Genomic DNA, 21,928 nt, shown 5'->3' with positions numbered 1-21,928 from the left:
AAAAATGACCCGGCGGGGGCCAAAAGGGCTTTGCCTTTTCCTCGCTATCATATAAATGTTTATAAGATAGAGATGTAGGAGAAGATTGATGCCACTTGGAAATACCAAGCTGATTTCGGCGGACAGCCATTTCAATGAACCGGGTGACCTGTTCACCAAGCGCGTGGTGCAGAAATTCAAAGATCGCGCGCCGCGCATGGAAAGCTTCCCCGAAGGTGACGGCTGGATTTTCGAGGGGCTCGACGGCCCGCGCAATTTCGGCTGGAACGCCTGCGCCGGCTTGCCGCCCGAGGAAACGAAAGCGTGGATGCGCTTCGACGACATGCGCAAGGGTGGCTGGGACCCGGCCGAGCGCCTCAAGGAACAGGACCGCGACGGCGTGACCGCAGAGGTCATGTATCCGACCCCGTCGATCCAGGCCGCGATGGCGCTGGTCGAGGACGAAGAATTTCATCTCGAACTCGTGCGCGCCTATAACGACTGGGTTTCGGAATATGTCGCCTATGACCCCAGCCGGTTCTGCGGGCTCGTATTCCTCCCCAACCGCGGCGGCGTGAAGGCCGCCGTCGATGAGATGAACCGCGTGCTCGGTCGTCCCGGCATGCGCGCGGTGATGGCGCAGGCCTATCCGACCGGCACCACCGTCATGACCGACGAGCATGATTATCTGTGGGCCGCCATCAACGAGCGCGACGTCAGCTTCAACATCCACGTGGCGCTCGGTATCTATAAGCCGAGCCCGCACAAGGCGAAGCTGCCGGGTTATGGCCGCTTCTTCGATGCGCCGAACCGCTGCATCGAGTTCATCTTCAACGGTGTGTTCGATCGTTACCCGAACCTGAAGGTCGCCTTTGCCGAAGTCGACTTCGGTTGGGTGCCTTACGTCAAGGAGCAGATCGACAACAACTACCAGCGCCTCGAAAAGGTCAATCATTTCGGCCTTCAGCGCCTGCCCAGCGAATATATCGATGAGCATTTCTACTTCGGCTACATGACCGACAGCTTCGGGCTCAACAATCTCAACTATATGAATCCCGAGCGCGTGCTGTGGTCGACCGACTATCCGCACATCAGCGCCGACTATCCGTACAGCTGGCGCACGATCCAGGCGTCGATGTCGGGCGTGCCCGGTCCGGTAAAGCAGGCGATCCTGCACGGTAATGCGCAGAAGCTCTACAAATTCCCGGAAGTCCAGCCGGTGGAAGTCAAGGGCCAGCCGGCGCTGACCGCCTGAGCCAGTAAGTGACAACGCAGCGGTCTCGGCGCCCGTCCTTTCAAGGGACGGGCGACCGATCCCGCTTGCCTGCGCGAGAATGATGATGCTCGACAAACGGATGCCCCTCGACGCCATCGTGGCGGAACTGCGGGACGGAATGACGATCGCGATCGGTGGCTGGGCGACACGTCGCAAGCCGATGGCGCTGGTCCGCGCGATCGCGCGATCGTCGCTCAAGGATCTGACGGTGATCGCATATGGCGGCCCCGATGTCGGCGTGCTCGCGGCATCGGGCAAGATCCGCCAGCTGATCTTCGCCTTCGTCTCGATGGATCAGATCCCAATCGAACCGCATTTCAAGGCCGCGCGTCAGGCCGGCATGCAGGTGTGGGAAATGGACGAGGGCATGCTCCATTGGGGGCTGCGCGCCGCCGCGATGCATCTGCCGTTCCTGCCGACGCGTGTCGGGATCGGGACCTCGATCGCCGACGATCCGCGCTTCAGGACGGTCACGAGCCCCTATGACGACGGCGAGACGCTGATCGCCATGCCCGCGCTGCGCCCCGACGTCGCGCTGCTCCACGTTCATCGCAGCGATGAAAAAGGCAATGTTCTGACGCTCTCGCCCGATCCGTTCTTCGACGAGTTGATGGCGCGTGCCGCCGACCGCACGTTCGTCACCGCGGAAAAGATCGTCCCGACCGCAGAACTGGGCCTGCCCGGCAATGCGCGCCATCACTTGGTCGAACGCGCACTGATCAGCGGCGTCGCGGAAGCGCCATTCGGCGCGCACCCGACCAGCGCGGCGCCCGACTATCAGCTCGATCTCGCGCATCTGCGTTCTTACGCCGTCGCAGAGGGCGAGGCGTGGGCCGGGTACCGCGCGCAATATGTCGATGTCGACCAAGCCGCCTATGTCGCGGCCGTCGGCGGGGCGGAGGCGATCCGCGCCATTCCCGCCCCGATCTATTGATGGAGGACTGCATGGGCGATACCGAAGCCACGCTTGCTGACCTGTTGGTCGCCGCTTGTGCCGAGGTTTGGCGCGGCGACCCCGAATGGCTCGCCACCGGGATCACCCCGATCCCGCGGCTCGGTGCGAGCCTTGCCAAGCTGAGCTTCAATCCGGGGCTGATGATCACCGACGGCGAGAATATGTTCCTCGAGGAACCCGCCCCGATCGGCCCGCGCGACGCCGGCCCGACCGCCGAGGGCTGGGCGCCTTACGCACGTACTTTCGATAACCTGTGGGGCGGCCGCCGCCACGCGCTCGTCGCGCCGGTGCAGCTCGACCGCTTCGGCCAGTCGAACATCAGCGTGATTGGCGATCATGCCGCGCCGAAAGCGGCGCTGCTTGGCGCGCGCGGCTTTCCGGGCAACAGCATCTCGCATCCGAACAGCTACTTCTTCCCGCAGCACAACCGGCGCGCGCTGGTCGAAGGTGAGGTCGATTTTGTCTGTTCGGTGGGTTACAACCCCGCGCGCTGGCCGGGCGGCAAGCTTCCGCACCGGCTGGAACTGCGGCGGATCGTCACCAATTTGTGCGTGATGGATTTTGGCGGACCCGCCAACGCGATCCGCCTTGTTTCGCTCCATCCCGGCGTCCCGCTGGAAGAGGTGCATGACAACACCGGTTTCGACGTGGTCGTCCCTGAAGGTGAGATCGCCGAAACGGCCGTGCCCGACGAGGCCGCCCTGGCGATCATCCGCCGTCTCGACCCGCATGATATTCGCGCTTCGCTGATCAAGGGCAATCCGCCGGCTGTTCGCGCTGCGTGATCGCTCCGGGCGATATGATGCCGGTAAAGCACGGCTGGCTTGCCGCGAAGCTATCGCACCCGCTGTTGACGATCTTCAACATTATAATGATTGATAGTCGAAAGACGGAGAGGATCGACCCATGACGACGGCGACGCCGGAAGCGGTGGAAATCGTGTACGAAACCGACGAACCTGTCCTCTATGAGGTCAAGGATGGCGTCGCGTGGGTGACGATGAACCGTCCGCGCTACAATAATGCGCAGAACAGCCAGATGACCTACGCGCTTGACGACGCGTTCCGCCGCGCGGTCGACGATCCTCTGGTCAAGGCGATCGTGCTCGCGGGGACGGGAAAGCATTTCAGCGCCGGGCACGACATCGGGACGCCAGGGCGCGACGTCACGCGGACTTTCGACCGCGCGCATCTGGTGCCGGATCATGTCGGGCGCCCGGGCGCCGAGATGCTCTATACGCGCGAGCAGGAAGTCTATCTCGGCATGTGCCGCCGCTGGCGCGACGTGACCAAGCCGACGATCGCGATGGTGCAGGGCGCTTGCATCGCCGGCGGGCTGATGCTGGCGTGGGTCTGCGACCTGATCGTGGCGTCGGACGACGCCTTTTTCCAGGACCCGGTGTCGCGGCTCATGGGGATTCCCGGGGTCGAATATTTTGCGCACGCGTTCGAACTGCCGCCGCGCGTTGCCAAGGAATTCCTTTTGCTCGGCGACCGCATGCCTGCCGAACGCGCCTATGGCCTCGGCATGGTCAACAAGGTCGTGCCGCTGGAGGAGCTTGCGGCGGCGACGGCCGAAATGGCGGCCAAGCTCGCCGCGCAGGCCTCGCTAGGCATGTGGCTGACCAAGCAGGCGGTCAATCATGTCGAGGAACTGCGCGGCAAGCGCAGCGCGATGGACGCGGTCTTCCACATGCATCATTTCGCCCATGCCCAGAACGACCTCACGACCGGCAATTCGCTCGGCGGCGTCACCGGCAAGAGCGCGGCTGCGGACAATCGCGGCGCACGGGACGCAGGCGAGGGATGAGCGACCCGCTCGCCACGGTGATGACGGTGATGCTCGGTTGCCGGCTGCCGGTGGTCCAGACCGCGATGGGCTGGATTGCCGAGCCGCAGCTTGTCGCCGCAGCGGTCGAGGCGGGCGGCTTCGGTTTCCTCGGCGCGGCGGTGATGACCCCGGCGGAGGCGAATGAAAAGATTATCAGCTTGCGGCAGCTGACGGACAAGCCGTTCGGCGTGAACTTTCATATGTTCCAGCCGGGCGCCGCGGACCTAGTCGAGATCATTCTCTCCCATCGCGACCAGGTCCGTGCCGTCAGCTTCGGGCGCGGGCCCGATGCGGCGATGATCGGCCGCTTCCGCGACGCAGGTATCCTCTGCGTGCCAACCGTCGGCGCGCTCAAGCATGCGCAGAAAATGGCGGCGCTCGGCGTTGACATGCTCGTCGTGCAGGGCGGCGAGGGTGGTGGTCACACCGGCGCGGTCGCGACGACTGTCCTGCTCCCGCAGGTGCTCGACAGCGTCGACCTGCCCGTCGTGGCGGCAGGCGGATTTGCCGACGGGCGCGGCCTGGCGGCGGCGCTGGCTTACGGCGCTGTGGGCATCGCGATGGGCACCCGCTTCCTGATGACGTGCGACAGTCCGGTGCCCGAGACGATCAAAGCGCGCTATGTCGCGACCGGCACCGACAATATCGAAGTCACGCGCGCGGTCGACGGGCTCCCCCAGCGAATGATCCGCAATGCAAAACTCGCGCGGCTGACCGCAGGCGGCGCGATCGCGTCGTGGCGCAATGCACTTGCGGCAGGGTTCGAAATGAAGCGCGCGACCGGGGCCTCATGGGGTGACCTCATTCGCGCGGCGCAGGGCATGCGCAATCACGGCGGGCTCACGCTTGCCGAAGCGATGCGCGCTGCGGCGGCGCCGATGCTGATCCAGCGCGCGGTGGTTTCGGGCGACGGCGACGGTGGATTGATGGCGACCGGGCAGGTTGCGGGGCGCCTTGGCGACCTGCCGAGCGTCGCCGACCTCCTGGCCCGGATCGAAAGCGAAGCGCGTGCGCGTCTGGTGGCGCTCGGCGCGGCCCCACGAAGGATGACCGCCTGATGCCTATACGCACCCACATCGCCGACCGGATCGGCGAAATCGTGATCGATCATCCACCGGTCAACGCGCTCGACAGTCAGGGCTGGAACGAGCTGCCCGGGCTTGTCGAACGGCTCGGACGCGACCGGGAGGTGCGCTGCGTTCTGATCCGGGCCGAGGGGCGCGGCTTTTGCGGTGGGGTCGACATTAAGGAGATGCAGGCGCATCCCGAGCGGATCGTCGAGCTAAACCGCGGCAACTTTCTGACATTTCGCGCCATTCGCGGCTGCGAGGTTCCCGTCGTCACCGCGGTCCATAATTTTGTGATCGGCGGCGGGATCGGCATCTGCGGCGCATCCGACGTCGTGATCGCCGCCGACAATGCCTATTTCTCGCTGCCCGAGGTCGACCGCGGCGCAATGGGCGGGGCGAGCCATTTGCAGCGCATGTTTCCCCTGCAGAAAGTGCGCGCGGCATTTTTTACAGGCGGGCGTATCCCCGCTGCCGAAGCCTATCGGCTGGGCGCGGTCGAGGCGGTCCATCCCTCTGAACGGCTCACCGATGAGGCGCGCGCCTTTGCCGCGATCATCGCGTCGAAAAGCCGCCGCGCGCTGGTGCTCGCCAAGGAAGCGCTGAACGGCATCGAGCCGCGCGACGTGGACCATGGCTATCGCTTCGAACAGGGCTTCACGCTCGAAATGTACATGCACGAAGATAGCCAGCGGTCGCGCGATGAGTTCGTCGCGACCGGCACCGCAGCGAAATTCTGACGATGGATTTGCGCTACACCCCCGAAGAACAAGCCTTCCGCGGTGAGGTTCGCCAGTGGATGGCCGAGCATGTGCCGGCCGCGCCGCTGCCCGATTTCGATTCGACGCGGGCGGGTTTCGAGGCGCATCGCGAATGGGAGCGAACGCTGCACAAGGGCGGCTGGGGGATGGTCACCTGGCCAGCCCAATATGGCGGTCGCGGGCTCGACCTGATCCGCTGGCTGATTTTTGAGGAGGAATATTATCGCGCCGGGGCGCCGGGGCGGGTGAACCAGAACGGCATCTTCCTGCTCGGCCCGACCTTGATCGAATATGGCACGCCCGAGCAAAAGGCGCGCTTCCTCCCCGCGATGGCGGCGGGCGACGACATCTGGGCGCAAGCGTGGTCCGAGCCCGGCGCGGGCAGCGACCTCGCGGGTGTCCGCGCCACCGCGACACGCGACGGTGATGACTATATTCTCTCGGGCCACAAGATCTGGTCGTCGCGCGCGGTCCACGCCGACCGGGCGTTCGGGCTGTTTCGCGAGCCCGGCAGCGAGCGCCACAAGGGGCTGTCGCTGATCCTCTTTCCGCTCGACGCGCCCGGGGTGACGGTCAAGCCGATCCAGCGCCTCGACGGCAAGCCGGTCTTTGCGGAACTCTTCCTCGACGACGTCCGCATCCCCGTCGCGAACCGGCTCGGCGAGGAGGGTCAGGGCTGGGCGGTGTGCATGTCGACCGCGGGCTTCGAACGCGGGCTGATGCTGCGCAGCCCCGCGCGCTTCCAGGTCGCGGCTGCGAAGCTCGTCGAACTGTGGAAAGAGCGCGGCGCCGACCCACTGCTCGGCGCTGCCGTGATGCAGGCGTGGATGGACGCCGATGCCTATGCGCTGTCGATCTATGCGACCGCGAGCCGGCTGATGGCGGGCGGCGCGATCGGGCCCGAGACGAGCACGAACAAGATTTTCTGGTCGGAGATGGATTTGAATCTCCACAAGACCGCGCTTTCGCTGCTCGGCGCCGAGGCCGAATTCACCGCAGGCTTGCCGGGTGCGCCCGCACCCGTCGCCGACTGGCTCGACGGCTATGTCTTCTCGCTCGCGGGGCCGATCTATGCCGGGGCGAACGAGATCCAGCGCAACATCATTGCCGAGCGGATGCTCGGCATGCCGAGGTAGACCAATGGATTTCCGCCTGACCGACGAACAGGAGATGCTGGCAGGCGAGGTCGGCAAGCTGCTGGCCGCGACCTGCTCCGGCGCCGACCTTCGCCGCCTGCTCGAAAGCGGCGAGGCGATCGACCGCAGCCGTTGGGGACAGATGCTCGTGATGGGCTTGCCCGGGGTGATGGGGCCCGAGGAAGCGGGCGGCGCAGGGCTCGGCCCGGTCGAAATGGCGTTGATCGCGACCGCGTGCGGCTATGCCGCATTGCCCGAGCCGCTTGTCGAGCATGCCGGCGTTGCCGTTCCGATGCTCGTCGCGGCGGGCGCCGACCTCGAAAAGGCGCTGTTCGGGTCGCGGATCGCGGTGGGGCACCCGATCCATCCGCTGGTCGCCGATGCAGACAGCGCCGCCGCCTTGCTGCTTGCCGATGACGAGGATGTGCATCTCGTCCCGCGCGAGCAGGTGGTGCTGACCCGGCACGAGAGTATCGATCCGTTCCGCCGCCTGTTCGCGGTCGAATGGTCGCCGACGCCGGCCACCCGAATTGGCGGCGCGACGCTGTGGGAGCAGGCGCTCGAACATGGCGCGCTCTTCGCCGCGGCTCAGCTGCTCGGCCTTGCGCAGCGCGCGGTCGAGATGTCGGTAGCTTATACGAAGGATCGCGAGCAGTTCGGCAAACCCATCGGCTCGTTCCAGGCCGTCAAGCACCATCTCGCCAGCGCGCAGGTGAAGATCGAATTTGCGCGGCCGGTGATCCTCGCCGCCGCTGCCATGCCGCGCGCGTCGGCGCGCATCAGCCATGCCAAGCTCGCCGCGACAGCCGCCGCCGATGCCGCGACGCACGCCGCGGTGCAGGTGCATGGCGCGATGGGTTTCAGCTGGGAAGTCGATGTCCATTTCCTGCTCAAGCGCAGCCTCGCGCTCGGGCAGACGTGGGGCACCCCCGCCTTCCACCGCGGGCGCGTTGCCGCGCACTTAACCTCGGCCCCGCTCGGCGCCGATCGCACCTTCGATGCACCGCCCGGCGAGGAGGCACGCCGTGAAGCCGCTTGAGGTCGCGCGCAGTCTGCGCGCCGATCCCGAAGTCGCTGCGCGTTATCGCGCTGCCGGCTGGTGGGGCGATACGACGCTGTCGCGGCGCGTCGCCGAACTGGCGGCGACGCGTCCCGAGCGCGCCGCATGGATCACCCCCGAAGGCCGCTTCAGTTGGGGCGAATATGATCGCGCATCGACGCGCATCGCGGCGCTGATCGCGGCGAAGGGCCTGCCGACCGGCGCGCGCGTCGCGGTGCTGCTGCCCGACGGCCCCGCGGTGCACGCCGCGCTGCTCGGGGTCGAGCGCGCGGGCATGGTGGCAGTCGGCATCGGCGCGCGCGCCGGTGTCGCGGAGATCGCCCATCTGCTGAAACGCACCGGCGCGACGCTGATCATCGCGCATGAAGAAATGCGCGACCGCACCCTCGCCGAGCTGTTCGAGGCCGTGCGCGCGCAAGACGCTCCGCTCGACGACTGGCTCGCGGTTCCTGACCTGATGGCGCGGCGGAACTGGAGCGCGGGAGAGGCGCCAGAGCATGCGCCGCTGCGGACACCAGATCCCGACACCTTGTTCCTGATCAACTCGACTTCGGGCACCACGGGCATGCCCAAATGCGTGATGCATACGCAGAACCGCTGGTTCTATTTCCATAAGCTTGCGGCCGAGGCAGGCCGCTTCGGCGACGACGAAATCTTCATGGGCGCGGTGCCGATGCCGTTCGGTTTTGGGCTGTGGACGTCGCATTTCTCGCCGACGATCCTTGGTTGCCCGACCGTCGTGCTGCCGAAGTTCGACGCCGGGACCGCGCTCGACATGATCGAACGCGAGCGGGTGACAGTGCTCTGCTGCGTATCGACCCAGTTCATCATGCTGCTCAACGAACAGGCCGAACGCCCGCGCGACCTTTCCTCGCTCAAATGCATGTTCACCGGCGGCGAAGCGGTGCCCTATCGCCGCGCCGCCGAGTTCGAAGAGGTCACCGGGGCTGCGGTGCTGCAATTCTATGGTTCGAACGAGACGGGCGCGCTCAGCAACACCACCGCCGCCGACACGCGCGACCGGCGCCTCAACACTGCCGGCCAAATCATCCCCGAGATGGAGGTTCGGCTATTCGACCCCGCCACCGGCGAAGAGGTTCAGGGCAGCGGCCAGCCGGGTTGCCGCGGCCCGGCGCTGTGCCTCGGCTATTGGGACGATGACGAGGCGAATGCCAAATTGTTCACCCCTGACGGCTGGATGCTGATGGGCGACATCGTCGATATCGACGCCGAGGATTATCTGCGCGTCGTCGGGCGCACATCCGAATTCATTATCCGCGGCGGCAAGAATCTGTCGGCGCCGGCGATCGAGGCCGAAGTCGCAACACATCCCGCAGTCGCGCTCGTCGCCGCGGTGCCCGCGCCCGATGCGATATTCGGCGAGCGCGTGTGCATCTATGTCGCTCCGCGACCCAATCATGATGTGACGCTCGAGGCGATCACCAGTCATCTCCAGACGCGCGGCGTGTCGCGCGAATGGTTTCCCGAATACCTCGTCCTGATGGACGATCTGCCGCGCTCGTCGGGCGGCAAGGTCGCCAAGGGCGAACTCGCCGCCGATGCAAAGAAGCGCTGGGCGGTGCCGGCATGACCTACAAGAACATCAAACTCGCCTATGACGGCCGCATCGCCCGGGTCACGCTGGCGCGGCCCGACAAGCTCAATCCGCTCGACTGGTCGACAGTCAAGGAATTGAAAGCCGCTGTCGTCGAGATCGAGGCGCAGCGCGGTATCGACTTCGTGTTGCTGACCGGGGAGGGGCGCAGTTTTTCGGCGGGCGGCGATCTCGACGGCTATATCAACCTATACGCGCATCCCGATGAATTCCAGGCGTTCCTTGGCGATTTCTACGACATGCTCACCGGGATCGAGCAGGCCAGCGCGATCTGGATCGCGGCGGTTAATGGCGTGTGCGTCGCGGGCGGCATCGAACTGCTGCTCGCTTGCGACATGGCGCTCGCCGCCGAGGGCGCGAAGATTGGCGATGGGCATCTCAACTTTGGCCAGCTGCCCGGTGCAGGTGGATCGCAGCGCCTGCCCCGCGCGATCGGGCTGCTCCGCGCCAAGCATCTGATGCTAACCGGCGAATTGCTCGACGCGCGCACGTCAGAAAGCTGGGGGCTTGTGACCAAGGTCGTTCCCGACGCCGGACTGATCGCCGCCGCCGAAGAATGGATCACCGGCATGGCAACGAAAAGTGCAATCGGCCTCGCGGGTGCCAAGCGGCTCGCCAACATGACGCTCGATACGCCTTACGAAGACGGGCTGCGTCAGGAGATCGCCTTCGTCCACCGCTATGCGACCACCGAACCCGACGCCACCGAGGGCCTTCTCGCCTTCAAGGAAAAACGCACGCCGCGCTTCGGCGCGCGGAAGGAAGACTGACTATGTTCAAGCTCAGGGACAAATATGCGATCGCCGGGATCGGCAACACCGATTACAGCAAATTCTCGGGCCGGACGGTGCGAAGCCTCGCGACCGAGGCATGTCTGAAGGCGATCGACGACGCCGGACTGACCGTTGCCGATATCGACGGCATCGTCAGCTTCAATTTCAACGACAGCGCTCCCGCGATGGGCGTCGCGACCGAAATGGGCATCGAAAATGCCGGCTATGCGGTCGATTATGCCGCGGGCGGCAATGGCGCTAACCTGATCACGCTCGCGGCGACCGCGGCGATCGAGGCGGGGCTGGCGAAGAATGTCCTCTGCTTCCGCGCGATGAACGGGCGCTCGGGCTTCCGGCTCGGCGGCGGCCGTGACATGTCGGCCTATGGCGTGACGCAATATACCGCGCCCTTGGGCTGGATCACCTATCCGCAGGCGATGGCGATGTGGGCGCGGCGCCACATGATCGACTATGGTACGACCGAGGAACATTGGGCCGAGATCGCGACGACCTTCCGCGACAATGCGGTGATCAACGAGCGCGCGATGCAGCGCATGCCGATGACCAAGGACGATTATTACAACTCGCGCTTCATCGTCGATCCGTTCCGCATGTACGATATCTGCCTCGAAAGCGATGGCGCCTGCGCGGTGGTGATCACTGCGGCTGAGCAGGCGCGCGATTTGAAGCAGAAGCCCGTCTATATCATGGGCGGCGCCTACGGTGGCGGTCCCAGCCAGGGCGACGATCTTTTCGACGCGATCCGCTGGCCCAGCCACTCGCACAATTGCTTCAAATATCTGGCGGACGATTTGTGGGGCAGCGCGGGCATCGGCCCCAAGGATGTCGACGTCGCCGAAATCTACGACTGCTTCACCTACAGCGTGCTGATGGCGCTCGAAGGCCTCGGCTTCTGCGAAGACGGCGAGGGCGGCCCGTTCGTGATGGGCGGCCGCATCGCCCGCACCGGCGAACTGCCGCTCAACACGCACGGCGGGCTGCTCTCCGAGGCGTATATTCACGGCTTCAACCATGTGATCGAGGCGGTCGAACAGCTGCGCGGCACCGCCGGCGCGCGCCAGATCAAGGACGCCGAAATCGCGCTCACCACCGCGGGCGCGATGACCTGCGGCAGCGCCATGATCCTGAGGAACTGACCCATGCAAAAAACAGCCTATTCGCGGCCGCTGCCCGTTCCCGATCCCGAAAGCACGCCATTCTGGGACGGGATGCGCGAAGGCAAATTGATGCTCCAGCGCTGCGTGTCGAGCGGCGATTATCTTTTTCCGCCGGTCACTTTCTGCCCCGGATCACTCGAAATTCCCGAGTGGGTGGAGGCGAGCGGCAAGGGGACGATCTTCAGCTGGATTGTCGTCCGTCACCCCGTGCCGCGCGACCTCTATGCAGACGAAGTGCCCTATGTGGTCGCGATCGTCGCGCTCGACGAGGGCTGCCGGATGACCGGAAATATCGTCGAATGTGCGCCCGAGGACATGCGCGCCGGGATGCCCGTCGAGATTGTCTACAATCGCGTCACGCCGGAGATCACGCTGCCGGCGTTCCGCCCGACGGAGGGCTGAGCGATGGTTGCGTCGATCGCTGATCCCTTCTCCGCATCGCCGCTGCTCCGCCGCTTCGCTGGCGCGACGCGCGCCGAGCTGGAAGCGTATCAGCTTCGCAAGATTCAGGCGCTCTGCGCACGCCTCTATGCGAAGAGCAGCTTCTACCGCGCGCGTATGGATGAAGGCGGATTGGCGGGGGGCGTGGTCGACAGCCTCGATCGTTTTGCCAAGGCCTTTCCGACTTCTGCCAAGACCGATTTTCTCGCTGACCAGCAGTCCGCGCCGCCCTTCGGCACGCGGCTCGGCGTCGACCGGAGCAAGATCGTGCACATCAGCATGACGAGCGGCACGTCGGGGCAGGGGCAGGAAATCTACGGCCGAACCCAGCGCGACGTCCATATGCTCGGCTATCTCCACGCCTTGCCATGGTACATGGGCGGGCTGCGGCAGGGCGACACCGCGATCAACTGCGTTCCCGCGGGCGGGATGACCACCGGCGGCTGGGGACCGGGCGAGGCGCTGCGGATCATGGGCGCGACCGGCTTCCATCTTGGGGGCAGCACATCGACCGAGGCGAAGATCGACCTGATGCTGGGGCTCGGCGGGGTGCATTTCCTTTATGCCTCGACCAACTATCTCCACACGCTGACCGAGGCGTTGCTCGCGCGCGGCGTGACACCGCGCGAAGCCTTCCCTGACATGCACGGCATCTTCATCGCCGCGGAGGGTTATCCGCTGGAATGGGCAGCGAAGATCGAGGAGCATTGGGGCTGCCGCCTCCAGGAGGGCTATGGCAGCACGCAATTAAACGGCTTTGGCGGCTCGACCGGATCGGCCGGGGTGTTCCGCGCCGATGGCCAGCGCGGGTTGATGCGCCTGTTCGAATGGGAGCATCTGGTCGAGATCGTCGACCCCGAAACCGGCGCACCGGTCGGGCCCGGGGAGCAGGGCGAGATGGTCGTCACCAATCTGTCGGTGGAGGGCAGCCCGGTGGTGCGCTTCCGCACCGGCGATGCGGCGCGCTTCGTGCCGTGGCAGGAATGCGGCGGCGGCGCGTGGAACGCGATCGAATGCGGCACGATCGGCCGCTTCGACGACATGATGAAGATCCGCGGCAACAATGTCTGGCCGTCTATGTTCGATGCCGCGGTTTTCGCGCATCCCGAGGTCGGCGAATATAAGGGCCGTGTCTACACGCGCGACGGCAAGACCGAGGTCGAGGTGAAGATCGCGGTTGCCGACCACCACGCGAACCTTTGCGAGGACGACCGCGCCGCGCTTGTCCAGTCGGTGCGCACCGCGATCAAGCAGCGCAGCAACATGTGGGTCGATGTGTGCGAGGTACCGCGCGCCGAGTTCCAGGGCTTTGCCTACAAGGCGCGCCGCTGGACCGACGAGCGGCAGGACGGATACCGGTTGTAGGAGACGACGATGCACGACGAGGACAGGCTTCTCCAAGAGATGCTGGCGCTCGCCGAGCGGCTGGCGGAAAGCGACGATGAGTTGATGGCGGGGCAATATGGGTTGCTCCGGGCGCGGGTCGCGGCGCTGATCGAACTGCGTTCGTTCGGCCGGCACCTGGCCGCATGACTGGCGTAACGCGCTTTGCCCTCGATAGCCAGGTCGCGGTCGTCACTGGCGGTGGCGGTGGGCTCGGCTCGGCGGGCGCGCTCGCAATGGCCGAATGCGGCGCCGATATCGCGCTTGTTGCGCGCAACCGCTCGAAGCTCGAAGCCGCGGCGGCGGACGTCGAAGAGACAGGCCGACGCGCGCTGATCGTCGAGGCGGATGTGACCGATCCCGCTGCGATGCTCGAGGCGGCGAAGGAAATCGAGACCGCGCTCGGCCGCATCGATATCCTCTTCAACAACGCCGGGATCACCAACCCGCATTCGGTGCTCGACGTGTCGCCGGAGGATTTCCTGCGCGTGCAGGAGGTCAATATCGTCGGCGCCTTCCACACCATCCGCGCCTTCGCTCCCTCGATGATCGCGCAGGGCTATGGCCGGATCATCAACATGGGATCGATCCTGTCGGGCCGCGGCATGGCGAACCGCGGCGCCTATTGCGCGTCGAAGGCGGGGCTCGCCAACCTCGGCGCCGCGTGCGCGTTCGAATTCGGCGGCCACGGCGTCACGGTCAACACATTGGGGGCGACGGTGATCGTCACCGACCTCAACCGCGAACTTGTCCGGACCCAGCCCGAACTTTACGCGAAAGTGGTCGACCGCACCCCGCTCGGCCGCCTCGGCGAAGTCGATGACCTGATGGGCGCACTGCTCTTCCTCGCCTCGCCCGCATCGGGCTTCGTCACCGGCCAGACGCTATTCGTCGACGGCGGCTATACCGCTGGTTGAATTGGAACAAACATGACCACGACCCCCCTGAAGAATCTTTTCGACCTCACGGGGCGCACTGCGCTCGTCACCGGCGGCTCGCGCGGACTCGGACTCGCGATGGCCGAAGCGCTGGGCGAATATGGCGCGCGCGTCATCCTGACCGCGCGCAAGCAGGCCGAACTCGACGAAGCGGCCGCGCAGCTGCAGGCGCTCGGCATCGACGCGAGCGCGATCGCCGCCGATGTGGGGCATCCCGACGGGCCCGCGCGGGTGGTCGAGACGATCCGGGCCGCGGGTGGGCGCATCGACATCCTCGTCAACAACGCCGGTACGTCATGGGGCGCCAAGGCCGAAGAGATGCCGCTCGACGGCTGGAATAAGCTGATTGCGGTGAACCTCACCGGCCCCTTCCTGATCGCGCAGGCGGCCGCGCGCGAATTCATGATCCCTGCGGGCTGGGGCCGTATCATCAACATCGCCTCGGTCGAAGGGCTGCTCGGCCACCACCCACGGATGATCGGCACCATCGCCTACAACGCCAGCAAGGGCGGGCTCGTCAATTTCACTCGCGCGCTCGCGGCCGAATGGGCGTCACTCGGCATCAATGTCAATGCGCTCGCGCCCGGCTATTTTCCGTCGAAGCTGACCGGCTATGTCCTTGACAAGCACGGCGACGAATTGCGCGCGGATACGCCCCGCGGCAAGCTGGGCACCGACGACGATCTGAAGGGAGCGGTGCTGCTGCTCGCCTCCGATGCCGGCGCCCATATCACGGGACAGATACTCGCGGTTGACGGCGGCGCGTCCGTCATCTGACGAAAAATGGAGGGATCGAGACATGAACGCACCAAGCCGCTTCGGCACCCGCTATCCGTTTCACCCCTATCCAACGGGCTGGTTCAGCGTCGGCTTCGCGGAAGATCTCGCGCCTCGCGACGTCCGTCCGCTGCGCTATTTCGGACGAGATCTCGTTCTTTTTCGCACTGAAAGCGGCGAGGCGGTAGTCACCGACGCGCATTGCCCGCACCTCGGCGCGCATCTTGGCTACGACAGCTGGGTCGAGGGTGAGACGATCGTCTGTCCCTTTCACCAGTGGCGTTACGACACGAATGGAAAATGCGTGCATGTGCCTTTCGCGAAAGCCGTTCCGCCGCGTGCGAAAGTTCGCAAATGGCCATGCGTTGAGCGTGGCGGCATGATTTTCATCTGGCATGATCTGGATGGCCGCGAGGCAGACTGGGACCTGCCCGAATATGATGAAAGCCGCCGCATCCCCGATGCGGGCTTCCGCCGCCTTCACGACGATTTCGGTTCGGCACATCCGCAGGACGTGTTCGAGAATGGCGTCGATTTTGCACACTTCCCCGGAGTGCATGGCACCGGCCGTGCGATCGGCAACGGGCCTGTCATACTGGACGGGCATCGCTTCTTCAGCCCAGTGCGCATTCTTCCCGCAGGCTATGACGGCCCGGTCGAGGGTACGGATGTCGGATCGACGGTCGATTCCGAGGTTATCGGAGGAGGGCTCTCGCGCGTGGAGAGCCGGACGCCGCACGCGCCAGGGATCGTTACCGTCTATTATGTTTCAGTGACTCCGGTCGATGCGGCGCTCAGCCACTATTACGTCCATCAATTCTTCCTGAAGGATGATGACTGCCCGATGTCGGGCGAAGAAATTGGTCGCTTCACCGCGATCGCCGCCGAGCATGGGCTGAAGGAACAATATAGCGATGGCAAGATCTGGCCGTACAAGGCCTATGTCGAGCAACCGATGCTGAGCGCGGCCGATGGTCCGATCCTCAAGTATCGCGACTGGTACAAGCAGTTCCACCCCGCGGCCTGAAAGGCGTCATTGCTCTGAAAGCTCGGTCAGAACCTGGGCAAACCGCGCGCGGATTCGTTCGACGTAGGCGGGATGAGTCAGAATTTTTCCATCGCCAGCTAGCGCCCCGGCGAAAGCGATCTCGGCCACGGCATCAGGGCTGAGCGAATCCGCAGGGGGTGGTCGGTCGGGGTCGATCGCGTCGAAGATCGGCGTCGACACCGCGCCGGGCATCAGCAGCGATGCGCCGACAGGCGTGCCCTCCAGTTCGGCCTGCAAAGCCTCGACCATCGGCCATAGCGCATGCTTGGTTGCGCAATAGGCGCTGAGGCCCGCGCCGCAGGTCATCGATCCCGTAGAGCCGGTCACGACCACCTGCGCCGCCTCCTGCGCGATCATCGCTGGCACGAACGCCTGCAATGTCGCGACCGCGCCAATGAGATTCACCTCGGTCAGCGCACGCCATTGGTCGATCGGCATGGCGAGTACGCCGCCGCCGCGCAGAATGCCAGCGTTGGCAAAGAGCAAAGCGATCGGGGGCAGGGCGGCGCAGTCGGCGGCAAAGGCCTGCAACGAACCAACATCGCTCACATCGACCTGCCGCACGATATGCTGCGTTTCCCGCCGTTCCAGTTCGCTGGATAGTGCTTGCAACCCAGCGGCATCGCGATCGCACGCCGCGACCGCCATGCCTCGCGCTGCAGCATGACGCGCGAGGGCGGCGCCGATTCCCGACGCCGCCCCCGTAATGACCGCGGTCCGCCCGGCGAGCCGGATGCTCACCGGAAATGCGGGATGACGTGCGTGCCGATCTTGCGCAGCGTTTCGAGCTGCGCCCACTGCGGCACCGTGCCCATGTTCGTCATGAACAATATCTCGTCGGCGCCTGCCGCGGCGAGCTGTTCGACATAGCTGATGCAGTCGGCGACGCTGCCATAGGCATTTTTCGCGCTGAGAATGCCGCCGCTGGGGCGCCGGCCATCCTCGTCCGGGCGCAGGTCCATCGTTAGCGTTTCGGACGCGAGCTTGCTGGTGATGATCGTGTCGGTGCCCTCTTCGAGCAATTCCTCGCCCCAGGTCTCGGGCGCGGGTTTCGGGCCGCCGCCGTACCAATAGTTCAGCGATTCATAGAAATAGCGCTGGCCGCGAATGCCGATCCGGCGTGCCTCTTCAGCGTCGTCGAGGATGATCGTCGGGCAGAGCGCGGCGAGATGCTGGTTGGGGCGATAGCCGACCTGATCCTCGGCTTTGCGCGTCGCCCAGGCGTCGCGATAGATCTGGTTCTTCTTCGCTACCTCGTCGGGTCCGCCGAAGCCAAGAACGAGCGCGCCGATGCCGCGCTGACCGGCGCGCGCCAGTGTCTCGGGGTTGGTGCACGCCATATACATCAGCGGATGCGGTTCCTGGAACGGCTTGGGATGGATAGGCCGTGGCGGAATAGTGATGTGCGGACCATTATGCTCGACCTCATCCTCGACGAACATGCGCGGGATCAGATACATCGCCTCGTCGATCAGCGGCTGCAGCGTCTTGAGGTCATAGCCATAGGCGCCCGCCTCCTGCTGGCTTCCGCCCTTGCCAATGCCGAAATGGACACGGCCTTTCGACAGTATGTCGAGCGTGGCGATGCGCTCGGCGACCTTGATCGGGTGATTCATCGCCGGCATCAGGCACACGACCCCGTGGCCGATCCCGATCCGAGACGTACGCCCGGCAATATAGGCGAGAAAGGTCTCGGGCGCGCTCATATGCGCGTAGTTGGTCAGCGACGTGTGTTCGACGCTCCAGATCACGTCGAACCCAAGCTGCTCGGCGAGCAGCGCCTGTTCGACGAGTTCGTCGAACACCTGCCTTTCGCCGCGGGGTGAGGCGTCGGCCGTCTGGGCTTCGAATATCAACGAAAAGCGCATAATGTGTCTTTCAAGCTCCCAATCTTCGTCTCAGAAATCGACGGATAGGAGGCTGCTTTCAAATGCCGATTGGCGGCACGAGGGTTAGCGGCAAAGCATCGCTGCGCTCTTTTCTTGCCCATTTTAGATCGCTGGGGTCCGCCTTGGGCACTCGACCCCGTGCGGTCTCGCATCCTAGTCGAGCCTCAAGCAATATTTGAGGAGAAGGGCAGATGAACCGGCCGATCAAGATCGTGGGGGTGGGCGGGACCGCCCGCCTGGATTCGAGCAGCGAGCGCGTCGTATGCCGCGCGCTCGATGCGGCAAGCGCCATGGGCGCCGAGGTAGAGCTGTTCGATGGCCCATTCATCGCCGCCTTGCCGCTCTATATTCCGGGTCGAACCGAACGCACCGAGCCCGAAAGGCGCTTCGTCGAAGCAATCCGCCATTGCGACGGCATCATCGTCGGATCGCCAGGCTATCATGGCAGCCTCTCGGGCCCGGTGAAGAACGCGCTGGACCTACTCGAGGATCTTGCCAGGGACGGGCGTCCCTATCTCGATGGCCGCGCTTTCGGTTCGATCGTCACGGCCTATGGCTGGCAGGCATGCGGCACGACCCTCGTCGCGTTGCGCTCCATCGCTCATGCGTTGCGTGCCTGGCCGACGCCGTTCGGCGCGGCGGTGAATGCCACCGTGCCGCTCTTCGGCGAAGACGGCGCCTGTCTCGATCCCAAGGTCGCCGAACAATTGGATATCGTCGGTCAGCAGGTCATGGAATTCGCTTTGTGGCGGAGAGCCGGTCTGGCCGCATGATGCCCGGCAGCGACGATGACGATACCTCAACGGCAATAGAGCGCCGCGGGTCGCGGGGATAACAACTGCCAAATCGCGGCAGTGCCGCCCAGCACAGGAATTCACGATGCCCGCGCTTGCCCCGGTCCAGCTGCCGCACTCCTTTCTCGCAGCGCCAGAGGAAATCATCGACGAGGCGCGCAATGGGCGGATGTTCATCCTCGTCGATGATGAGGATCGAGAGAATGAAGGCGACCTGATCATTCCCGCGCAGATGGCGACCCCTGACGCGGTCAATTTCATGGCACGCTATGGTCGCGGCCTCATTTGCCTGGCAATGACGCAGCAGCGCGTTGATCAGTTGGGGCTTGAGCTGATGAGCCGTAACAACGGAACGCAGTTCGAAACCGCGTTCACCGTGTCGATCGAGGCGCGTGAAGGTGTGACGACCGGCATTTCTGCCGCGGACCGCGCGCGCACCATCGCCACCGCGATCGACGCTTCGAAGGGGCGCGAAGACATCGTCACACCCGGACATGTCTTTCCGCTGCTCGCGCGCGAGGGAGGGGTCTTGGTCCGCGCCGGGCACACCGAGGCGGCGGTCGACGTCGCACGTCTTGCCGGTCTCAATCCGTCGGGGGTAATCTGTGAGATTTTGAAGGACGACGGCGAGATGGCGCGTCTGGACGATCTGATCCCCTTTGCGCAGCAGCACCAGCTCAAGATCGGCACCATCCGCGACCTCATCGCTTATCGCCGCCGCAACGACCATCTGGTCGAGCGCCGCGCGGAAATGGTGTTCAACAGCCGGTGGGGTGCCGACTGGCGCATCATCAGCTATCGCAACCGGATTACGGGGGGCGAGGTGATCGCCTTGGTCAAGGGCCAGATCGATCCCGCCCAACCCGTCATGGTGCGCATGCACGTGCATTCGCCGATGGCCGACCTGTTCGCGGAGCAGGACGATCGGTCGGGACTGCTGGGCCGCGCGATGACGAAGATCGGTGAGCAAGGCAGCGGCGTTGTCGTCGTGCTGAGCTCGCCCGCGCCCGATCTCGTTGCCTGTATCATCCGCGCGCGCGAAACGGGACGTGAAGAAAGCGGCGCACGCACGATAGCGGTGCGCGAATATGGCATCGGTGCGCAAGTCCTCACCGACCTCGGCATCCACCGTATCGCTTTGCTGAGCAACAGCGACACGAACTACGTCGGCCTCGATGGCTACGGGATCGAGATTGTCGATCAGCAGCCTCTCGGCTGCGATATCTAACATTGCAATGTTAGATAGATTGTGGCGTTATCAAGGAATCAGAAAAAGGAGAGAGCGATGACCGACATTCTTATCCAGGGAGGAACCGTCGTCGACGGCACCGGCGCGCCTTCCTATGCCGCCGACGTTCGCGTGAAGGATGGCCTGATCGCCGAAATCGCGCCCAGCCTTTCGCCTGCCGCGGGCGAGCGCATCGTCGATGCCGCGGGCTGCATCGTCTCGCCGGGCTTCATCGAGCCGCATACGCATATGGACGCGGTGATGTGGTGGCAACCGAGCCTCGATCCGTTGCCCGGTTATGGTGTGAGCACGGTCGTGATCGGCAATTGTGGTTTCACCGCCGCGCCGGTGCACAAGGACCCCGAGGTACGAATGGAGATGGTCAAGATCTTCTCCTTCTTCGAGGAAGTGGCCGAAAAGCCCTTCGTTGAAATGCTGCCGTGGGACTGGAACAGCTGGCCCGAATATCGCGCGTCGGTCGAGGCGAAGTGCAAGACCTCGACCAATATCGCGGGCTATGCGGGCCACATTGCGATGCGCCTGGCCGTGATGGGCATGGACGCGTGGGAACGCGCCGCGACGCCGCAGGAAATCCAGAAGATGTGCGACATGTTGCAGGAAGCGATCGACGCTGGCGCGCTTGGCATGTCGTCGAACCTGATGGACCATGACAGCAAGGACCGGCCGGTGCCGAGCCTCGTTGCCGACGACGCCGAATGGGCGGGGCTGATCGGCGTGCTCGCGCGCAATCCGGGCAGCCAGCTGCAGGTCATCCTCGACACTTTCTTCAAATTGAAGGCGCCCGAACAGATGGAGCGTCTGGGCAATCTGTGCCGCGATCGCGGCGTGCGGGTCCAGATGGCGGGGGCCGCCGGCTTGCTCCATTTCCAAGATTCGATTCGCGACAAGATGTGGGAAATCAGCGCGAAGCAGAAGGCCGAGGGCCTCGATTTCTGGCCCAGCTTTGCGCATGTGCCGCCGACGACCGCGCTCAATTTCTTCTCGAGTTCGTCCTTCGCCCAGGCGAACGAATATGTTTGGCACGAAGTCGTGCAGGCACCGACCGAGGCCGAGAAGCTCGCTCTGCTTAACGACGACGATTTTCGCGCCCGCGCTCGCGACAGCTGGGACAACAAGGCGTTCAAGCAGTCGCTCGTCGCCAATCCGCACATGATGCTGCTGCTCGATTCCGAAACCGGCGTCGGCCCGCTCGGTCTCAACCTCAAGGAACTCGCCGAACAGACGGGTCAGCATCCGTCCGACGCGCTCGCGGATTGGGTGATCGCGAACGGCGTCCAGTCGATCGTCAACCGCGTGCCGCACCCGATGCATTTCGACAAGACGGTCGAGCTGATGAAAACCAACCAGACGGTCGCCAACATCTCGGACGCCGGCGCGCACGGTCAGATGCTGTGCGGCGGCGGCGAGAATATCCTGCTGTTGACGCAGTATCTGCGGAACAAGGAATTGACGCTTGAAGAGGCGATCCACGTCCAAACTGGCAAGCAGGCCGAACATTTCAACTTCGATGATCGCGGCGTGCTGAAGCCTGGTTATCGCGCCGATATCGCGGTGTTCAACCTCGACGAGATCGAGGCGCGGCCGCTGCGGCGTGCATTCGACGTGCCCGACGGGAAGGGCGGTTTCACCTGGCGCTTCTCGCGCGATGCGGCGCCGATGCGCCTGACGTTGGTGAACGGAGTGCCGACCTTTGAGAATGGGGCCTTCACCGGCGAATTGCCGGGACAGTTTATCGGTCCCGTCATTCGCAAAGTCGCGACCGCGGCCGCCTGAACGCCC

The 21,928-nt window shown here is 64.8% G+C and carries 22 protein-coding genes; 20 read left to right on the top strand and 2 right to left on the bottom strand.

Going from position 1 to position 21,928, the window contains the following annotated elements; translation table 11 throughout:
* The first annotated feature begins 88 nt into the window (after window positions 1-88).
* The 17 genes from V6M50_RS05385 (at window position 89) to V6M50_RS05305 (ending at window position 16,196) form a co-directional block, all read left to right on the top strand.
* Entirely contained in the window at window positions 89-1,234 is a 1,146-nt protein-coding gene (locus V6M50_RS05385; RefSeq protein ID WP_332817525.1) for an amidohydrolase family protein, read from the top strand.
* Between the two features lie 79 nt (window positions 1,235-1,313).
* Entirely contained in the window at window positions 1,314-2,189 is an 876-nt protein-coding gene (locus V6M50_RS05380) for a CoA transferase subunit A (RefSeq protein WP_332817524.1), read from the top strand.
* Between the two features lie 11 nt (window positions 2,190-2,200).
* Entirely contained in the window at window positions 2,201-2,995 is a 795-nt protein-coding gene (locus V6M50_RS05375; RefSeq protein ID WP_332817523.1) for a CoA-transferase subunit beta, read from the top strand.
* 121 nt (window positions 2,996-3,116) lie between these two features.
* Window positions 3,117-4,019 carry an enoyl-CoA hydratase gene (locus V6M50_RS05370; RefSeq protein ID WP_332817522.1) on the top strand — a complete coding sequence of 301 codons (903 nt, stop codon included), beginning with the start codon at window positions 3,117-3,119 and terminating at the stop codon, window positions 4,017-4,019.
* A complete protein-coding gene (locus V6M50_RS05365) occupies window positions 4,016-5,098 on the top strand; it encodes an NAD(P)H-dependent flavin oxidoreductase (RefSeq protein ID WP_332817521.1) in 1,083 nt (360 codons plus the stop codon). Before V6M50_RS05370 ends, V6M50_RS05365 begins: the two co-directional genes overlap by 4 nt.
* Window positions 5,098-5,847, top strand: coding sequence for an enoyl-CoA hydratase family protein (locus tag V6M50_RS05360; RefSeq protein ID WP_332817520.1), 750 nt, complete (start codon window positions 5,098-5,100; stop codon window positions 5,845-5,847). Before V6M50_RS05365 ends, V6M50_RS05360 begins: the two co-directional genes overlap by 1 nt.
* Before the next feature lie 2 nt (window positions 5,848-5,849).
* Window positions 5,850-7,004: an acyl-CoA dehydrogenase family protein gene (locus tag V6M50_RS05355; protein ID WP_332817519.1), complete on the top strand. Its 1,155-nt coding sequence runs from the start codon at window positions 5,850-5,852 to the stop codon at window positions 7,002-7,004.
* Between the two features lie 4 nt (window positions 7,005-7,008).
* Entirely contained in the window at window positions 7,009-8,043 is a 1,035-nt protein-coding gene (locus tag V6M50_RS05350; RefSeq protein WP_332817518.1) for an acyl-CoA dehydrogenase family protein, read from the top strand.
* Window positions 8,030-9,655, top strand: coding sequence for a class I adenylate-forming enzyme family protein (locus tag V6M50_RS05345; protein WP_332817517.1), 1,626 nt, complete (start codon window positions 8,030-8,032; stop codon window positions 9,653-9,655). Before V6M50_RS05350 ends, V6M50_RS05345 begins: the two co-directional genes overlap by 14 nt.
* A complete protein-coding gene (locus tag V6M50_RS05340) occupies window positions 9,652-10,449 on the top strand; it encodes an enoyl-CoA hydratase/isomerase family protein (RefSeq protein ID WP_332817516.1) in 798 nt (265 codons plus the stop codon). Before V6M50_RS05345 ends, V6M50_RS05340 begins: the two co-directional genes overlap by 4 nt.
* Before the next feature lie 2 nt (window positions 10,450-10,451).
* The gene (locus tag V6M50_RS05335; RefSeq protein WP_332817515.1) at window positions 10,452-11,609 is read left to right on the top strand and encodes a thiolase C-terminal domain-containing protein; all 1,158 of its coding nucleotides are present in this window, start codon (window positions 10,452-10,454) and stop codon (window positions 11,607-11,609) included.
* Window positions 11,610-11,612: 3 nt separating this feature from the next.
* Window positions 11,613-12,032, top strand: a complete 420-nt coding sequence (locus V6M50_RS05330) for a Zn-ribbon domain-containing OB-fold protein (RefSeq protein WP_332817514.1) — start codon at window positions 11,613-11,615, stop codon at window positions 12,030-12,032.
* 3 nt (window positions 12,033-12,035) lie between these two features.
* Entirely contained in the window at window positions 12,036-13,436 is a 1,401-nt protein-coding gene (locus tag V6M50_RS05325) for a phenylacetate--CoA ligase family protein (RefSeq protein ID WP_332817513.1), read from the top strand.
* Between the two features lie 9 nt (window positions 13,437-13,445).
* Window positions 13,446-13,604 carry a hypothetical protein gene (locus V6M50_RS05320; RefSeq protein WP_332817512.1) on the top strand — a complete coding sequence of 53 codons (159 nt, stop codon included), beginning with the start codon at window positions 13,446-13,448 and terminating at the stop codon, window positions 13,602-13,604.
* Complete coding sequence (locus V6M50_RS05315) at window positions 13,601-14,371, top strand: SDR family NAD(P)-dependent oxidoreductase (protein WP_332817511.1); 771 nt, start codon at window positions 13,601-13,603, stop codon at window positions 14,369-14,371. Before V6M50_RS05320 ends, V6M50_RS05315 begins: the two co-directional genes overlap by 4 nt.
* Window positions 14,372-14,383: 12 nt before the next feature.
* Window positions 14,384-15,169 (top strand): SDR family oxidoreductase, encoded by a 786-nt coding sequence (locus V6M50_RS05310; protein WP_332817510.1) that lies wholly within the window; start codon window positions 14,384-14,386, stop codon window positions 15,167-15,169.
* A gap of 22 nt (window positions 15,170-15,191) precedes the next feature.
* Window positions 15,192-16,196 (top strand): Rieske 2Fe-2S domain-containing protein, encoded by a 1,005-nt coding sequence (locus V6M50_RS05305; RefSeq protein WP_332817509.1) that lies wholly within the window; start codon window positions 15,192-15,194, stop codon window positions 16,194-16,196.
* A 6-nt stretch (window positions 16,197-16,202) separates the two neighbouring features.
* Here V6M50_RS05305 and V6M50_RS05300 read toward each other — a convergent pair whose 3' ends face one another.
* A complete protein-coding gene (locus tag V6M50_RS05300) occupies window positions 16,203-16,958 on the bottom strand; it encodes an SDR family NAD(P)-dependent oxidoreductase (RefSeq protein ID WP_332817508.1) in 756 nt (251 codons plus the stop codon).
* Entirely contained in the window at window positions 16,955-18,085 is a 1,131-nt protein-coding gene (locus V6M50_RS05295; RefSeq protein ID WP_332817507.1) for an LLM class flavin-dependent oxidoreductase, read from the bottom strand. The genes V6M50_RS05300 and V6M50_RS05295 overlap by 4 nt, the downstream gene beginning before the upstream one ends.
* A 212-nt stretch (window positions 18,086-18,297) precedes the next feature.
* Between V6M50_RS05295 and V6M50_RS05290 the strand changes: the two genes are divergently transcribed.
* The 3 genes from V6M50_RS05290 to V6M50_RS05280 all read left to right on the top strand — a co-directional run bounded on the left by V6M50_RS05290 (window position 18,298) and on the right by V6M50_RS05280 (window position 21,922).
* Entirely contained in the window at window positions 18,298-18,879 is a 582-nt protein-coding gene (locus V6M50_RS05290) for an NADPH-dependent FMN reductase (protein WP_332817506.1), read from the top strand.
* A gap of 106 nt (window positions 18,880-18,985) precedes the next feature.
* Window positions 18,986-20,128, top strand: a complete 1,143-nt coding sequence (gene ribB, locus V6M50_RS05285; protein WP_332817505.1) for a 3,4-dihydroxy-2-butanone-4-phosphate synthase — start codon at window positions 18,986-18,988, stop codon at window positions 20,126-20,128.
* A 57-nt stretch (window positions 20,129-20,185) separates the two neighbouring features.
* Window positions 20,186-21,922, top strand: coding sequence for an N-acyl-D-amino-acid deacylase family protein (locus tag V6M50_RS05280; protein ID WP_332817504.1), 1,737 nt, complete (start codon window positions 20,186-20,188; stop codon window positions 21,920-21,922).
* Window positions 21,923-21,928 lie beyond the last annotated feature (6 nt).

Source organism: Sphingopyxis sp., from assembly GCF_036675685.1.
GTDB lineage: Bacteria > Pseudomonadota > Alphaproteobacteria > Sphingomonadales > Sphingomonadaceae > Sphingopyxis.
The sequence above is the reverse complement of the archived record's forward strand: the minus strand, read 5'-3'. Positions and strand labels throughout refer to the sequence as shown.

Coding starts and splice junctions, on each gene's coding strand:
- V6M50_RS05385 (WP_332817525.1), top strand. CDS start 89: ATGCCACTTGGAAATACCAAGCTGATTTCGGCGGACAGCCATTTCAAT.
- V6M50_RS05380 (WP_332817524.1), top strand. CDS start 1,314: ATGATGATGCTCGACAAACGGATGCCCCTCGACGCCATCGTGGCGGAA.
- V6M50_RS05375 (WP_332817523.1), top strand. CDS start 2,201: ATGGGCGATACCGAAGCCACGCTTGCTGACCTGTTGGTCGCCGCTTGT.
- V6M50_RS05370 (WP_332817522.1), top strand. CDS start 3,117: ATGACGACGGCGACGCCGGAAGCGGTGGAAATCGTGTACGAAACCGAC.
- V6M50_RS05365 (WP_332817521.1), top strand. CDS start 4,016: ATGAGCGACCCGCTCGCCACGGTGATGACGGTGATGCTCGGTTGCCGG.
- V6M50_RS05360 (WP_332817520.1), top strand. CDS start 5,098: ATGCCTATACGCACCCACATCGCCGACCGGATCGGCGAAATCGTGATC.
- V6M50_RS05355 (WP_332817519.1), top strand. CDS start 5,850: ATGGATTTGCGCTACACCCCCGAAGAACAAGCCTTCCGCGGTGAGGTT.
- V6M50_RS05350 (WP_332817518.1), top strand. CDS start 7,009: ATGGATTTCCGCCTGACCGACGAACAGGAGATGCTGGCAGGCGAGGTC.
- V6M50_RS05340 (WP_332817516.1), top strand. CDS start 9,652: ATGACCTACAAGAACATCAAACTCGCCTATGACGGCCGCATCGCCCGG.
- V6M50_RS05335 (WP_332817515.1), top strand. CDS start 10,452: ATGTTCAAGCTCAGGGACAAATATGCGATCGCCGGGATCGGCAACACC.
- V6M50_RS05330 (WP_332817514.1), top strand. CDS start 11,613: ATGCAAAAAACAGCCTATTCGCGGCCGCTGCCCGTTCCCGATCCCGAA.
- V6M50_RS05325 (WP_332817513.1), top strand. CDS start 12,036: ATGGTTGCGTCGATCGCTGATCCCTTCTCCGCATCGCCGCTGCTCCGC.
- V6M50_RS05320 (WP_332817512.1), top strand. CDS start 13,446: ATGCACGACGAGGACAGGCTTCTCCAAGAGATGCTGGCGCTCGCCGAG.
- V6M50_RS05315 (WP_332817511.1), top strand. CDS start 13,601: ATGACTGGCGTAACGCGCTTTGCCCTCGATAGCCAGGTCGCGGTCGTC.
- V6M50_RS05310 (WP_332817510.1), top strand. CDS start 14,384: ATGACCACGACCCCCCTGAAGAATCTTTTCGACCTCACGGGGCGCACT.
- V6M50_RS05305 (WP_332817509.1), top strand. CDS start 15,192: ATGAACGCACCAAGCCGCTTCGGCACCCGCTATCCGTTTCACCCCTAT.
- V6M50_RS05295 (WP_332817507.1), bottom strand. CDS start 18,085: ATGCGCTTTTCGTTGATATTCGAAGCCCAGACGGCCGACGCCTCACCC.
- V6M50_RS05290 (WP_332817506.1), top strand. CDS start 18,298: ATGAACCGGCCGATCAAGATCGTGGGGGTGGGCGGGACCGCCCGCCTG.
- ribB (WP_332817505.1), top strand. CDS start 18,986: ATGCCCGCGCTTGCCCCGGTCCAGCTGCCGCACTCCTTTCTCGCAGCG.
- V6M50_RS05280 (WP_332817504.1), top strand. CDS start 20,186: ATGACCGACATTCTTATCCAGGGAGGAACCGTCGTCGACGGCACCGGC.